The organism is Streptomyces venezuelae (assembly GCF_008642315.1).
Lineage (GTDB): Bacteria > Actinomycetota > Actinomycetes > Streptomycetales > Streptomycetaceae > Streptomyces > Streptomyces venezuelae_D.
This window is the reverse complement of sequence record NZ_CP029192.1, coordinates 672,759-687,631: the sequence shown is the minus strand read 5'-3', so window position 1 is coordinate 687,631 and position 14,873 is coordinate 672,759. Positions and strand designations below refer to the sequence as shown.

12 protein-coding genes are annotated in these 14,873 nt (G+C 70.2%); 5 read left to right on the top strand and 7 right to left on the bottom strand.

Annotation, left to right across the window (positions count from 1 at the left end; translation table 11 throughout):
• Positions 1-61: 61 nt before the first annotated feature.
• Positions 62-859 (bottom strand): NPP1 family protein, encoded by a 798-nt coding sequence (locus DEJ48_RS03120; protein WP_223831862.1) that lies wholly within the window; start codon positions 857-859, stop codon positions 62-64.
• Between the two features lie 398 nt (positions 860-1,257).
• On the opposite strand from DEJ48_RS03120, the gene DEJ48_RS03115 reads away from it, so the two are divergent.
• From DEJ48_RS03115 to DEJ48_RS03100, 4 genes are all read left to right on the top strand, one after another.
• Entirely contained in the window at positions 1,258-1,452 is a 195-nt protein-coding gene (locus DEJ48_RS03115; protein WP_150214238.1) for an antitoxin, read from the top strand.
• A 109-nt stretch (positions 1,453-1,561) separates the two neighbouring features.
• A complete protein-coding gene (locus DEJ48_RS03110; protein ID WP_150214236.1) occupies positions 1,562-2,191 on the top strand; it encodes a hypothetical protein in 630 nt (209 codons plus the stop codon).
• A gap of 186 nt (positions 2,192-2,377) precedes the next feature.
• A complete protein-coding gene (locus tag DEJ48_RS03105; protein WP_190537158.1) occupies positions 2,378-3,799 on the top strand; it encodes an NAD(P)/FAD-dependent oxidoreductase in 1,422 nt (473 codons plus the stop codon).
• Between the two features lie 124 nt (positions 3,800-3,923).
• On the top strand, positions 3,924-4,193 hold the full coding sequence (locus tag DEJ48_RS03100; RefSeq protein WP_150214234.1) for a hypothetical protein: 270 nt from the start codon (positions 3,924-3,926) through the stop codon (positions 4,191-4,193).
• A gap of 621 nt (positions 4,194-4,814) precedes the next feature.
• Here the strand turns inward: DEJ48_RS03100 and DEJ48_RS03090 are convergent.
• From DEJ48_RS03090 to DEJ48_RS03065, 6 genes are all read right to left on the bottom strand, one after another.
• Entirely contained in the window at positions 4,815-5,063 is a 249-nt protein-coding gene (locus tag DEJ48_RS03090; protein WP_150214231.1) for a helix-turn-helix domain-containing protein, read from the bottom strand.
• Entirely contained in the window at positions 5,063-5,821 is a 759-nt protein-coding gene (locus DEJ48_RS03085; RefSeq protein WP_150214229.1) for a hypothetical protein, read from the bottom strand. Before DEJ48_RS03085 ends, DEJ48_RS03090 begins: the two co-directional genes overlap by 1 nt.
• A 127-nt stretch (positions 5,822-5,948) precedes the next feature.
• Complete coding sequence (locus DEJ48_RS03080; RefSeq protein ID WP_150214227.1) at positions 5,949-6,314, bottom strand: hypothetical protein; 366 nt, start codon at positions 6,312-6,314, stop codon at positions 5,949-5,951.
• Complete coding sequence (locus tag DEJ48_RS03075) at positions 6,311-6,772, bottom strand: hypothetical protein (RefSeq protein ID WP_150214225.1); 462 nt, start codon at positions 6,770-6,772, stop codon at positions 6,311-6,313. The genes DEJ48_RS03080 and DEJ48_RS03075 overlap by 4 nt, the downstream gene beginning before the upstream one ends.
• 202 nt (positions 6,773-6,974) lie before the next feature.
• A complete protein-coding gene (locus DEJ48_RS03070) occupies positions 6,975-9,281 on the bottom strand; it encodes a M12 family metallopeptidase (RefSeq protein ID WP_150214223.1) in 2,307 nt (768 codons plus the stop codon).
• 541 nt (positions 9,282-9,822) lie between these two features.
• Positions 9,823-11,877: an ATP-binding protein gene (locus tag DEJ48_RS03065; RefSeq protein ID WP_150214221.1), complete on the bottom strand. Its 2,055-nt coding sequence runs from the start codon at positions 11,875-11,877 to the stop codon at positions 9,823-9,825.
• A 256-nt stretch (positions 11,878-12,133) separates the two neighbouring features.
• Here DEJ48_RS03065 and DEJ48_RS03060 point away from each other — a divergent pair, with 256 nt between their 5' ends.
• The gene (locus tag DEJ48_RS03060) at positions 12,134-14,869 is read left to right on the top strand and encodes a discoidin domain-containing protein (RefSeq protein ID WP_150214220.1); all 2,736 of its coding nucleotides are present in this window, start codon (positions 12,134-12,136) and stop codon (positions 14,867-14,869) included.
• Positions 14,870-14,873 lie beyond the last annotated feature (4 nt).

The window sequence follows — 14,873 nt, the reverse complement described above, 5'->3', positions numbered from 1 at the left end:
AACGCGGGACACGCCTGAACGGACGAGTGCCGGGCGTCGTGAAGGGTGTGCCCCCGGCGGCTCAGCCGTCGACGTCGAACGGCACACCGGGCGGCAGCGCCGCGGCCAGGTGGGAGGGAAAGCTCGCGTCCTTCAGCCCGAAGTCGGCGCTGCCGAAGTCGTGGGCGCTCAGCTTCTCCCGGAGCCCCGCCGGATAGCCGTTCCAGCCGACGAGGGCCGGGAACTGCCAGGTGCCGCGGTGGTTCTCGGGCGGTTCGTCGCCCGCGGTCGCGGCGCGGAAGCAGTGGGTCCCGATGCCGTCCTTGTGGTAGACGACCTTCGGGTGGGTGCCGTCCCAGCGGATCTGGTCGCGCGAGTGGATGCGGAACTTGCCGTGGGCCGAGGTGGCGACGTACTCGGCGCGGCCGTCCTTCACCCACACCACGACGTGCTCCCAGTCGTGCCGGTGGCCACCGAGGCCGCTGCCTGCCACGGCCTGGTCCTTCTCGAAGTAGAGGCCGTACATGACGGCGCACCAGCCGTTGTTGCACTTGCCGCGGGCATAGCCGTTGGTGTTGGCGAGGTCGCTCGCGTCGCGGCACTGCCCGTTGACGGCGCCGCTCGGCTTGAGGCCGCCGTTCACGGTTCCGTCGGGGCCGATGGCGGGCGTCGGGTAGCAGCCGTCGCCGTCGTAGTCGTACGCGGGCTGGAATGTCTGCTCGGTGCTGTCGGCGTTCGCGGGGAGGGCCTGCGGGGGAGCGGCGACAGCCGAGCCCGCGAAGGCGACGACCAGGGCGATGGCGCCACCGAGGGAGAGGGAGGCACGGCGGATCGCTCTGGTCGACTTCGGCTTTGACTCCGACTGCAACTTCAGCTTCAAGAGGTTCTCCTCGGGCACTTCGGGACGGCTGCGGCTGCGGCTGCGGCCACGGGCGGCTTCGGCAGCTTGGGTGGCATGGGCAGCCTTGTCATGCCCGCAACATCTCCCGGTCACGCGTCCGAGGAGTTACGCGTACCGGAAGAGGAGTTGACGCATGGGCGTGGTTGCCGAGAGCCTCGCTCTGGAGGCACTCCGGCGTTCGTAGGGGGATCAGGTGGTTTGCGCGCTACGAATGGCCCTGCCTCCGGGTGGCACGGTCACGCCGTCAGGGGCGCCGACCGATGGCATGACTCACATGTTCGAATTCCACGACCCCCACAGGATGCGGATCCGGCGTCGCGCCCTGAGTCTGGAGAGGAAGGGGAGGGACGCGAAGAGTCGAGAGGCAGGTACAGCCCATGTCGGTCATGGACAAGCTCAAGCAGATGCTCAAGGGGCACGAGGACAAGGCCGGGCAGGGAATCGACAAGGCAGGCGACTTCGTCGACGACAGGACCCAGGGCAAGTACTCCAGCCAGGTCGACACCGGCCAGGACAAGCTCAAGGAGCAGTTCGGCACGGACAGGTCCCAGCAGGACCCGCCGCAGAGCTAGGACGCGGCCGAGCCGGAAAGGCAGGCAGCTGATCCGGGCGCGGCACAGGCCCCCGCTCCTCCGTAGGACACGGAGGGGCGGGGGCCTCCTGCGCGGATCCGCACGCCGCATGCGCTTCGACGGGTGGATCGCGGGCCTCGGCACCGCCACCGGCGTGCGCCTGGTCGTCGGTCACTGGCCGGTCTCCCCGCTGGGGCCCTTCGCCGATGTCATGGTGGAACACGCCGACGGCCACCGCGTGCTGATCGCGCCGACGGAAGAGGTCGCGGAGTTCGTCGCCGCCACGTACAGCTTCGACGACATCGTCATCCGTCCCGTGTCCGTCGACGCCGGGCGGGGGCGCGAACCGTGGACCGTCACCGCGGGCCCGCTGCGGCTCGCGTTCTCCCCCGGAGGGTCCACCGCGCTCGGGCGCCTGCTGCGCCTCATCCCGGGCCGCCTGGCGACCAGCCCCGGCTGGGCCGCCCTGTGCGACGTGCCGGCCCGTCTGCTGATGCCGGGCGTACGGACGCGCGGCAGCGCGGGCCGGGGGCGCAGGGAGTGGTACGCGGCCAGGGACCTGCGCACCATCACGTGGGCGCGCGCGTCGTGGGACGGGCGTGACCTGGGGGCGCTGACCGCGGTGGAACCCCCGGTCCGCTTCGGCTTCGGCTCCGTGCCGCGCAAGCCGTCCCTGACCCGTGTCGTCACCACGGTGGAACTCGCGGCCACCGAGCGCCCCCGACGGGCCGATTCATGACTACGGGCCGCTTCATGAGCACAGGCCGCTCCATGAGCACAGGCCGCTCCATGACCACAGGCTGATTCATGACTTGTGCGGACAAGCCGCCTGCCCGAAGCAGTTTGGCCTGAGGGCCCGGACGGAATGTGCTCGTACGAGCCGCCGGGGCGTCCGGCGCCGCAGCCTGTCCGGGAGGCCGTGTTCATGAACGTACGAGTCGGGGACTCCGGCGGAGGCGGACGCGCGGTCGTCCTGGGCGCGGGCATGGCGGGGGTGCTGACCGCCGGAGTCCTTGCGGGGCGGATGGACGAGGTGGTGCTCGTCGACCGGGACCGCATGCCGGAGACGGCCGGACCGCGCCGGGGGCTGCCGCAGGCCCGCCACGCGCACCTGGTGATGTCGGGCGGCGCGAGCGTCATCGACACCCTGCTGCCGGGAACCGTCGACGCCTGGGTGGCCGCGGGGGCGCGGAAGCTGGGGGTGACGGACGACATGGTCCTCCTGGGGGCCCGGGGCTGGTTCCCGCGCAGGCCCGACACCAAGTTCCTCATCTCGTGCACCCGGGACCTCCTCGACGCGGTGGTGCGCGAACGCGTCCTGGCCCTGCCGCAGGTGGCCCTGCGGGAAGGTGCCGAAGCCGTCGAGCTCCTCGGCGACCGGCGCCGGGTCGCCGGAGCGGCCGTACGGGACATCGACAGCGGCGCCGTCGAGAACCTGGACGCCGACCTCGTGGTCGACGCCTCGGGCCGGGGCTCGCAGGCCTCCCGGCACCTCGCCCGGCTCGGACTGCCCGCCGTACGGGAAGAGGTCGTGGACGCCGGGCAGGTCTACGCCACCCGGCTCTTCCGCGCGCCGCCCGGCGCGGAGGACTTCCCGCTCGTCAGCATCCAGGCCGACCCGCGCGCCGGAAGCCCCGGCTGCGGCGCCACCCTGCTGCCGGTCGAGGGCGGCCGCTGGCTGGTCACCATCGCGGGCACCCGAGGCGGCGAACCCACCAGAGACGCAGCCGACTTCGAGCCGTTCGCCCGCAGCCTGCGCGACCCGCTCCTGGCCGACCTGATCTCACGCGCCGAGCCGCTGACCGACGTCCACCTCACCCGCAGCACCGTCAACCGGCGCCGCCGCTTCGACCGGCTGCCCGCCGCGCCGGACGGGTTCATCGCCCTGGGCGACGCGACCGCCACCTTCAACCCCGTCTACGGCCAGGGCCTGTCGGTGGCCGCCCACAGCGTGGCCGGGCTGGACCGGGCCCTCGGCGAACGCCCGGCCCACCAGGAGGGATTCGCCCGCCACGTCCAGCGGTCCGTGGCCCGCGCGACGTCCGGCCCCTGGGACCTGGCGACCGGCGAGGACCTCAACTACCCCGGAACCACAGGACGCCGACTCCCGCCCGCCGCAAGGCTGTTGCGCGGATACACCCAGCGGATGATGCGAACCGCCACCGGCAACACCGTGGTCCTGCGCGCACTGACCGACCTCATGACCCTGTCCGCACCCCTGACCTGCCTCGCCAGACCACAGGTGCTGCTCGGCGTCGTCCGCGGCCCGGGCCGCGACGCCCAGACGGGCCCGTCCATCACCCCCGAGGAACTCGCGGTGTGCGGCCTCAGCAGCACGCGCCGCTGAGAACCCGACGCCGTCCGACGGCAACGTCGGCGAGCCCACTCCTGCCGCCCGTCCGCGGCCGAGTGGCCGTTAGCATCGGTGGCTCGGCCACTGCTTCGGCGCGGGACTGGTGGGGGACTTCGCGATGAGCTTCGGACTGATTCTTGCCATCGTCATGGCTGCCGTGTTCGTCTGTCTCGGCTTAGCCGATCAGCGCAGGATGTGGCGGCGCGTCAAGGCGAGATGGCTTCGCAACTGGGAGGCCCAGGAGCTCTCCGGCGCCGTGGTGGCGGGGGTACGCGTCTTCTTCTTCGCGTGGGCCGCGCTGCTGCTCTTCGCGGGGTGCCAGGCGCAGGAGGCCCAGGACGGGACGGACGGGATCGGCCGAGAGGTGAATCTCCCGTACGGGCCATGATGCCCTTCTCCCGTACGCCGCCGCCGAGCGGCTGGGCCTGCGGCTGCGGCTGGTCGGCCGGCGCACCGCCGGGCCGGGAAACCGGTACTCGACGTAACGCAAGCCCGTACGGCGCCCTAGACAGCAGCGTCTGTCGCGCGCCCATCAGTCACTGCGGCCGCCATCAGTGCCACAAGGTTGTCGGTCCAGCAATCGGACTCCTTCGTTGCTACCTCAGCGCCGCATCTGCCGCAGACGAGGTTGGGCCCGTCCTGGCCGGCGAGCCCGCAGCAACCACTGACACGACGTGGGTCGGTGTGAAGCACCGTCCCAGGGACGTCGTCCGGGTGAAGAATCAGAAGGCTGCCGTCGAAGTTGGTCTTGAAGGTCCCCAGAGGCATCCGCGGCGGAACGACCTCGTGGCCGGGCGGTCGCTCGGGGCCCCTCACTGGTTCCCCCGACACCACCTCACCGGTCATGGGCTTCTGACAGTTGGTACAGCGGAAAACAGTCATGCTGTCATTCTCTCGGGCTGCACGCGGCGCTATGAGGCCGGAACGCCAAGGCAATCGCATTGGCTGCAGGCGGCCTCCTGGCGTGGCCGCGGCACGGCCGAAGAGGCACGACAGCGTGGGCACTTGGTCAGCGTCGGCCATGGAGTGGCTGGTGGCTGAGCAGATCGCCCGGCTGGCAGTCCAGTACCTGGCAGATCCGGGTGAGCGTGGTGAAGCGGATGGCTTTGGCCCGGCCGTTTTTGAGAATGGAGAGGTTTGCGATGGTCACACCGACGCGGTCCGCCAGCTCGGTGAGAGTCATCCCTCGCTCCGTGAGGAGGCGATCAAGGTCCACTACGATCGCGTGGCCGTCCGGTGTCTGCTCGGCAGCAACCATCAAATGGTGGCCTCGACGTCTTCGCGCATCACGACGCCTGCGCGCACGATCCGGGCGAAGGTGAACAGACCCAAGGCCGTGAGGAGGGAGAGGAAGGGGATGTCCCACGCGTTGCCGAGGGCATCGGCCATGTCCTCCTTGACCAGCGTCGCCAACAGTTGGGCCCTGGCGATGGCCTGTGCGACTTCGGTGAGCAGGCTGCCGACGAGCAGCCACCAACCGAGCCCGCGCAGCCGAGAGGCGGTCTGCGCGGTGTAGACCCCGTCTCGGGCCGCTCCCCTGAGCAGCCTGTTGAGCAGCAGCAGGCCGCCGAACGTCAGGATGAACGACGGTAGGTCATGAAGGGCTTCCAGGGCATGCTGACTACGAGTGGGATCCGATGTGCAGTACCTCGGAGATGCTGCGACGTCGACCCCCTCGCGTGCACCGAACATCGCATTGGTGTCGGATGAGCCGCCTGATATTCCGTCCGCGGTGAGGCACACATCGCCTCCGATGAAGGCGACATGGATGCCGTCTACGAACAGGCTCAGGATGAAGCCCGCCACCGCCAGGCCGAGCACCACGCGAAGAACCAATGACATCGCGCTGAAGAGGGGCTCAAGCAACTTGCGGTCATCGACCATGACTACCACCCTGTTATCGAAAAACGATGTTATCGAATAACGATACGTTTGATGCTCGTCGAAGGCAACGGCGAACAACGAGCCCGCTGACGGGTCGGCCCCCACCCGACCGATGGAGCTGTGGTCGCTCAACGAGCCGTTGTTGCCGAAACCGCAATGACGTCACGCAACTCCTGCTCCTGCGCGACAAGCTCCCGGCAGAGGCGGGGCTGGTCGGCAGGGCGCGTCGACGCCCTGAAGTCGACGTTCAGGATCACGCTCACCAGATGATGACACCGCCGCCCTCGGCTTTGGCCCGCACGGAGGCGGCAAGGATGTTGTCGAAGCATCGGGTGATGTACTCAGCGTCGTAGCCGCTGACTTCAGCGAGGCGATCGAAGTGCAGGCGTATCGCTTCGCACTCGGCCAGGAAGTCGTCGATCTCGCCCGGTTCGACCTGGAGGTTGCCGCCGTCGAGCCGGGGAAAGAAGCGGGCCCCCAGCGCCCGAACCGTTTCGGAGCCCCACAGCTTGCTGCGTGTTCCCTCGAATCCGGCCATGGTCTTGCTGTAGTCGTCGTCGGGATCTTCCAGTAGGTCCCACTCGCCGTTGGCTTTGTATACGTAGGTATCCACATTGAGGCTCATGCGGTGATTCTCGGAAGCGAGGCCCTGCCGCGTCGACTGGATTGCGGTCCCCGGGGCCAGGGCTCGGGGACCGTCTTCCGGTAGTGCGCGAAGTGCGCCACCCACAAGTCGCTCCGGGCCGGGGCGGACAGTGCTCCGTAGACCGCGCGCCGGTAGTCCGCGGGATACGAGACGAACTCGGCGTAACGGGTGGGGAGTCGGGCGGCGTTGGCCTGCACCCAGCGCGACACCTTGCTCCCCTTGGCGCGGGACACCGCCTGCGCGGGTGAGGTCGCCAGCCAGCCGGTCACCAGGAACGTCCCCAGGGCCAGCCCCGGGACGGCCTTGAGGATTCCCCGACGTTCCGGTGACCGCAGCCCGTCGAGGCCGCGGAGCGCGCGCACCACCCGCAGCGAGTCCGCCGGGCCCATCAGCCGCGCCGGGCGCAGGGACAGCCCGGTGCCGGTCCAGGCCCGCACCTGATCGCCGTCGACCGCCAGCAGGGTCGGGGCCCACTCGGCGCCTCCCCCCGGGCCCGCGTGGACTTCTCCCCACGTTTGCGTGACGACCCGTTCGGTGGTGCCTGTCCGGTAAGCGTTCGCACGTCTGTCGCGGCTTCCCGGGTGGCCGGGGTGACCGCTCACCGGCAGGTGCCGACGAGGGCCACCGGCCCTGCGTGGCTCACCAGTTGGCGGCAAGCGTCCAGTTGATGGTCCCGCCGGTCACGCTGCCGCGCCACCAGTTGAGGTCACCGCGATAGTGGAACAGCAGGTCCGCCCGGCCGTCCCCGGTGAAGTCCCCTGCCCACACGGGGCGGCCGTCGGCGAAGCTGCCGAAGCCGGCCGTGTTGCCCACCAGCGACCAGACCAACTGCACGCCGCCCGGGTTGGGCGTGGCCGGGCAGGCCAGGGTGGCCATTTCGGACTGCTTCGTGGTGATGGTCTGGCGGAGCCCGGTGATCTGCCTGTTGATCTCTTTGATCTCCTCCCGGTCGAGCCTCGGGTCGAGAGCGTTCCTGGCCTGCTGGAGGGCGCGGATCGTGGCGTGGTGTCCGGCGATCTCGGAACGGAGCGCTTGGCACCGCGCGTTCTCGCCGGGGACCTGTTGGAGGGTGCCGAGCCACCAGTTCCGGTCGCCCGGGTGGTGGAAGACGAGGTCGGTGCGTCCGTCGCCCGTGAAGTCACCCGTCCAGAACGGGTTTCCGGTGACGTCGCCGAAGCCGGCCGTGTTGCCCACGAACGCCCACGTGAGCCGGCCGTTGGTCATCGTGCCGAGCCACCAGTTCTGGTCGCCGGGGTAATGGAAGAGGAGGTTGGTGCGGCTGTCTCCGGTGAAGCGCCCTGTCCAGAACGGGTTGTGGGTGACGTCTCCGAATCCGGCCGTGTTGCCGACCAGGGACCAGTTCAATTGGCCGTTGGTGATCGTGCCGAGCCACCAGTTCTGGTCGCCGGGGTAGTGGAACATGATCTCGGTGCGCCCGCCGCCGGTGAAGTCACCCGTCCAGAACGGGTTGTGGGTGACGTCTCCAAAACCGGCTGTGTTACCCACGAGTGACCAGTTCAGCTGGCCGCCTGCCACCGACCCCGACCACCAGTTCTGATCACCGGGGTAGTGGAAGAGCAAGTGCGTACGCCCGTTCCCGAGGAAGTCCCCTGTCCAGAACGGGTTGCGGGTGACGTCTCCGAATCCGGCCGTGTTGCCGACCAGGGACCAGTTCAATTGGCCGTTGGTGATCGTGCCGAGCCACCAGTTCTGGTCGCCGGGGTAGTGGAACATGATCTCGGTGCGCCCGCCGCCGGTGAAATCTCCCGTCCAGAACGGGCGACCGTCCATGGAGTCCCCGAACCCGCTGGTATCGCCGACATCGATGAAGTCCAGCGTCCCCGCCGTGGTGCGTCCCAGGAACCAGTGCCGGCGCGCCGGTGAGTAGTACAGGAGGTCGGTGCTCGCCTGCCCCTGGAAACGCCCCGGCCAGACGTTGCGTGTCGCGGGGTAGACCCCGGCGTACATCGTGGCGACCGCACCCCTGTCGCCGACGCTCAGGCCGTCGCGTTGGCCCATGCTGACGCCGGGCGGCAGGTTCTGTTCGGCCACGATGGTCGTCTTCCGGAGCCCCGTCGCCGGGTTGACGATGCCGAAGGCACGCGGCCCGTAATGCATGATCGAGCCGTAGTCGTACGGACCGACGTCGTCGCCGTCGGAGATGTGCTGCTCGAAGTTGTGCGTCTGGTCCGACTCGATGTTCTGCCAGATGACGCTGATGAACAGGTCGCGGTCCTCGCGGCTCTGCTCGTGCCAGAGGCCCACCGCGTGTCCGACCTCATGGATCGTGCCGCCCGTACCGCAGCCCGCGCCGATCTTGACGTCCTGTCCGCCGCCCTGACGTCCGATCGAGGACGCACACCCCGCGGCGTCGCGGAAGTTCACCCAGGCCGCATCGGTGTCGGTGCGCGGACGCAGGGCGAGGCGAGTCCTGTCGTGCCAGTGGTCGATGGCCTGCTGAATGGCGGTGCGCGCGGCGGGTGTCAGGGAGTCGTCCAGGAGGAACGGTACGACGCCGCCGGGCCACCGCTTGCCCTGCGAGGGGACCACGATCTCGGCCGGCTGCACAGCGCCGCGCTTGGTCAGGTCGACGGTGCTACCGGGCAGGATGCCGTCCCCGACGCCGACGGCGCCCTCCGCCGCCGCTTCCCGCAGCTCGGCGGTCCGCCGTTGCAGGTCCTCGTCGCGGCCGAGAATGATGTCGCCCTCGACGATGCCCTGACCGTCGACCACCGTGTACTGGACGGCACGTATCCCGAAAGTTTCGCCGGTGATGAGTGCCGTCCTGACGACGGTGCCACCGGCCTGTTCCTCGGCGCCGTGTTCCGGCGACCTCTCGCGGGAGTTCTCCAACTGGTTCGTGGAAGCGTTCTCCGGCTGGGTCTCGGAGGCGCGTTCCGGCTGGTTCGCGGAAGCGTCCTCTGGCTGGTTCCCGGTGTCGGTCATGACGGCCCCCTGCGCTCGCCCTCCCGAATGGTGAAAACAAGACAAGCACCGACGTCGCTACGGCGACAGCCGCGAAACTCGCCACCGTGTCGGGCGCGGAACCGCGGCACGGGGTGGGTGTGAGTGCAGTGGGGCAGTTGGGGTGCGTGAGAACGTGACCCGCGCGGCCCTCGGCACGTCACGGCCGGGTCGTGTCCGCCGCATCTGGAGTCCCTCCTCAGGTTCATGCCACGCTGGCAGTCATGGATTGGACTGCACCGGTCAGTACGGCCCTGGGCGGTTTCATCAGTGTGATCTCTGTTCTGGTGGCACATCGTGCGCAGTGGCGGAAGGAGGTCAGGAAGCAGCAGCGGGAAGAACTGCGGACTGCCTGCGTCCAGTTCTTGTCGGCGTTGACACAGGCCAGGGAGCAGATACACCGCGCGGGCCGGGACAGCGGCGACGATCGATTGCGGCTTCAGGGAACCGCGATCGGAGGACTCCCGTCACTCGTCACGCTGATGGCCCGCCCTGGCGGTGTCCTCGCGGTCGCCCGAGGGAGTCACGCTCCGCCGGGCAGCCGCCCTTCGACCGCCAGCGCCACGATGGAGACGGGGTCGGCCTGTATGCCCTGTCCGTAGGCTTGCTCGAAGAGGCCGTCGCCCACCGCCGCGCGGGCCGTCGCCCAGCAGGCCGCGCGTACGTCGCGCAGCTCGGGCATGCCGCGCTGGCTGTGGCCCACGGAGCGCCAGTACGTCTCCCCGGCCCCAGAGATCAGCGCCGCTGCCGTGCCGTCTCCCTCGGCCGCTGCCGCCGCAGCCAGCAGGTCGAGGCCCAGTGCGATGCCGAAGCTGTCACCCAGGCGGCGCTTGCCCGCCAGCATCGCTCGGACGTGCGCGCCCGCCGTGGCCGGGTCGCCCTGGGCGAGGGCGATGAGGGCGAGCTGATAGTCGGTGTAGGCCCGGGTCCAGCACTCCTCCCGTGCGGCGCAGTCCGCCCGCAGGACGGAGGCCGCACGGGCCGCTTCGTCGAGGCGGCCCAGGCTGGTGAGGGCGAACACCCGCACCAGACGGCACCGCAGGACGGAAGGCGAGGCGGCGGGCGGATCGCAGGCCTGCTGGAGCGCTGCTTGTGCCACGGTGTACGCCTCGTGCGCCTCGCCGGAGAGCAGATGTGTGATGCCGAGCAGGTAGGCCGCCGCGAGCTGCTCCTCCGCGGTGCCCGAGAACCGCGCGTCCCGTGCGCAGCGGCGCCCCAGTGCTGCCGCCCGGGAGTGCTCTCCCTGCAGGGCGACCGCGAAGCCCAGCGCCCATTGCGCCCTGGCCCGGGCGCGGCTGTGGGTACGGCAGAGCGGCAGCAGCTGTTCCAAGTAGGAGCGCGCCTCGCGCAGGTGGCCGCAGCAGCTCCAGAAGAAGCCGACCAGGCCCGCGAGTTCCGCCGCGCGGTCGGTGTCGACGGCCATGAGATGGTCCAGCGCCGCGCGCAGATCGGCATGGGCCGAGCCGATGCGCTGATACCAGCCGGCCTGGCCCGCTCCGGGCCAGCCGGCGTCGGCGGAGCGCGCCAGCGTGAGGAAGTGCTCGGCGTGCCGGTCCTGGAGCGGCCGGCGTTGGTGGAGTTCACCCAGCCACATCCAGCCGTACTCCCGCACGCTCGCCGGCAGTCGCAGCCGGCCGTCCGTTTCCTGCCTGACCACCGACTTGGCCACCAGCCCGGCCAGGGCCGATGGGACGGCACCGGCGGAAAGCGGTCCACCGGAGCAGACCGCGCGCGCGGCGTCCTCGTCGAACGTGCCGCGAAAGACGGACAGCCGTGCCCAGAGCAACCGCTCCAGTGGGGCGCACAGTTCGTGGCTCCAGCCGATGGCGGTGCGCAGCGAACGGTGCCGCCGGGGCCAGCGGGGCCAGGCGGCCGTCAGGCCCTCGTGCTGTCTGCGCAAGGTGGCGGACAGCTCCTCCACGGGGCGGTGCATCAGTTGTCCCGCGGCCAGTTCGAGAGCCAGCGGCATGCCCTCCAGCAGGGTGCAGATCGAGGTGAGGTCCTCGTCCTGCCGCGGGTGTCGCACGCTCAGGGCGGGGGCCACGGCGAGGGCCCGTTCGATGAGGAGGGTGAACGCGTCACTGTCGCCGCGGCCGTGGGGCAGCGGGCCGATGTCGATGACGGCTTCCCCCGCACTGCCCAGTCGTTGCCTGCTGGTGGTCACGACGGTGAGGCCGGGGCACGTGGTCAGCAGATCGGCTGTCAGCTCACGGCAGGCGGCGACAAGGTGCTCGCAGGAGTCCAGGACCAGGAGTACCTCCCGGTCGGCCAGCCAGCAGCTCAGGGCATCGAGAGGAGGCCTGGAGGTGTGGTCGGCGAACCCGACCGCCTGCGCCACCGCCCCGAGCAGACCCCGGGCATCGGTCAGGGCACCGAGGTCGGCCCAGCCGACACGGCCGACAGAGGCGGTCTCCGGCAGCCGGGAGTGCAACGTGTGCGCGACGAGCCGGGTCTTGCCGACGCCGGCGGCACCCGTGATGCTGATCAGCCGGTGCGAGGGCAGCGCGGAGACGAGCTCGTCCTGTTCCCTCGTACGCCCGACGAAGAGGTCACGGTATTCAGGTGCTTGGCCCCACATACAGGCAGTGTCCGCCACGCCGTCCTGCTCGATCCGCTGAACGCGTGAACACACGTCCCGAATTGGCCTCCGGGCCGCCGGTGTACTGGGGACGGCCCTCCGCAGTCTGTCGCTCGGGTCACCCGGACGGGTGTCACCTTTTACATGTTCTCCATGCCTTCGAGACTTGACCGAGAACACCCATCTATTGACGTGACTCGTTCAGGAAATTTATGGTCCCTGGACCCTCGCAGGTGAACCAGAGTGACGGAGAACAATGACGTACTCCCTCGGTGCGCGGCCGCGCACCGCCCGACTCACCGCGGTGCTGCTGGCCGGAACCCTCGTCGCCTCGGTGCCGTCGGCGGCCGCCGGAACGGCGCCGGACGGCGACAGCACCCCCGCCGCGCACTGCCGCACGGGTAACGGCTGGACCCTCGGCACCACCACGCGGGCCGACGCCAAGGACACCCACCACGCCTTCGTCGGCAACGGCTACCTGGGGCAACGCGTACCGCCCAACGGCGCCGGATACACCGACAGCGAGGCCAAGACGGGATGGCCGCTGTTCACCCCGCGCTACGACGGCTCCTTCGTCTCCGGGCTGTACGCGCACAACAAGCAGACCGCCGAGGACCGCCAGGCCGTCGCGGCCCTGCCCAACTGGACCGCCCTCACGGTCGACACGGGTGGAGCACACGGCGATACCTTCAACTCTTCTACGCCGAGCGGTCGAATCTCCGACTACCGCCAGTCACTCCTCCTGCACTGCGGTGTCGTCCGTACCTCACTGACCTGGACGGCCGCCGACGGGCGCCGCACCGATCTCGTCTACGAGGTGCTCGCCGACCGCACCGACCCGCACGTGGGCGCCGTCCGGATGAGGATGACGCCGCACTGGAGCGGCAAGGCCACCGTCACCGACATGCTCGACGGGCGCGGCGCACGCCGCATCCAGCAGACCGGCGGCGGCGACCGGACGGGCGGACACCGTGACGGATCCGGGACCGCGCCGAGCATGGACGTCGCCTTCCGCACGGACGGCACGAAGGTGGACGGAGCCGTCGCCTCCACTCTGCGCGCCGACCAAGGCGTACGGGGCGGCAAGGCCCAACAAGCCCGGAAGGCCCGGGACCTGACGGCACGGCAGAGCATCGACATGCCGGTTCGGCGTGGGCAGTCGTACGGCTTCACCAAGTACGTCGGCATCGACACGGGCCTCACCTCCCGCACCCCGCGCCGGGACGCCACCGCCACCTCACGGCGGGCCGCGGACCGCGGCTGGCGGACCATGCTGCGCTCCCACACCGCCGCCTGGGCCGAACTGTGGCGCGGCGACATCGAGGTGCGCGGGCGGCGCGAGATGCAGTCGTGGGTGCGGTCCGCGCAGTACGGGCTGCTCGCCAACACCCGGAAGGGCGCCTCCAACAGCATCGCGCCGGCAGGCCTGACCAGCGACAACTACGCGGGTCTCGTGTTCTGGGACGCCGAGACCTGGATGTACCCGGGCCTGCTCGCCACCCGGCCCGAGCTCGCCAGGTCCGTGGTCGACTACCGCTACCGCACCCGTGCGGGCGCCCGCGAGAACGCCCGGAAGCTCGGCTACGAAGGCCTCTTCTACCCCTGGAACAGCGGAAGTTCGGGGAACCTCGCCAAGGAGTGCCACAGCGTCGACCCGCCGCACTGCCGCACCCAGATCCACCTCCAGTCCGACATCTCCCTCGCCACCTGGCAGTACTACCTGGCCACCAAGGACACGGACTGGCTGCGCGAGCGCGGCTACCCCGTCATGAAGGGGATCGCCGAGTTCTGGGCGGGCCGGGTCAGCCGCAACAAGGACGGCAGCTACTCGATCAAGGACACGGCCGGACCCGACGAGTACAGCAACGGCGTCGACGACGCGGTCTTCACCAACGCGGGTGCCGTCACCGCCTTGCGCCACGCGACCCGCGCCGCCGAACTGGCCGGTGAGCGGGCGCCCGCCAAGTGGCGGACCATCGCCGACCGCATCCGCATCCCGTACGACGAGAAGCGCAAGGTCTTCCAACAGTACGACGGCTACAAGGGCAGCACCATCAAGCAGGCCGACACGGTCCTCCTGATGTACCCGCTGGAGTGGAAGATGCCCGAGGGCGCGGCGGCCGCGACCCTCGACTACTACGCGCAGCGCACCGACCCGGACGGCCCGGCCATGACGGACTCGGTGCACGCCATCGACGCCGCCGGGATCGGTGAGCCGGGCTGCGCCACGTACACCTATCTGGAGCGTTCCATCAAGCCGTTCGTCCGCGGCCCCTTCGCGCAGTTCTCGGAGGCCCGCGGCGACAAGGCGGGCGCCGAGGACCCCCTGTCGGGCTCGCCCGCGCACGACTTCCTCACCGGCAAGGGCGGCTTCCTGCAGACCTTCACCAACGGCCTGACCGGCATGCGGATGCGGGAGAACAGCCTCCACCTCGACCCGATGCTGCCCCCGCAGCTCGACCGCGGCGTCACCCTGCGCGGCCTTGCCTGGCAGGGGCGCACCTACGACATCGAGATCGGCGCCCGCCGCACGACCGTGCGTCTCGCCCACGGAGCGCCGATGACGCTCGACACGCCGCAGGGCAAGCGGACCCTCGGCAAGGGCGCCCCGGTCGTCCTGGAGACCCGCCGCCCCGACCTGACCCCCACCACCAACGCGGCGCGCTGCACCACGGCCAAGGCCTCCTCCGAGCAGCCCGGCATGTACGCGGGTGCCGCCTTCGACGGCAACTCGGCGACCGCCTGGGTCCCGGACGGTGCGAACGGGCGGCTCACCACGGACCTCACCGAGCCGGTGCGCGTCAAGAAGGTCACGCCAACCTGGAGCGACGTCAAGCCGGCCGCGCACAGCGTCGAGGTCTCCCTCGACGGGCGGAACTGGCACCGGGTGGACGCGGACGACCCGCGGCCCGCGCGGTATGTGCGGGTGACCGTGCGCGGCGAGGAGGGGGCGAAGAAGCACCCGGGAGTCGCGGAGCTGACGGTGAACTAGTCCC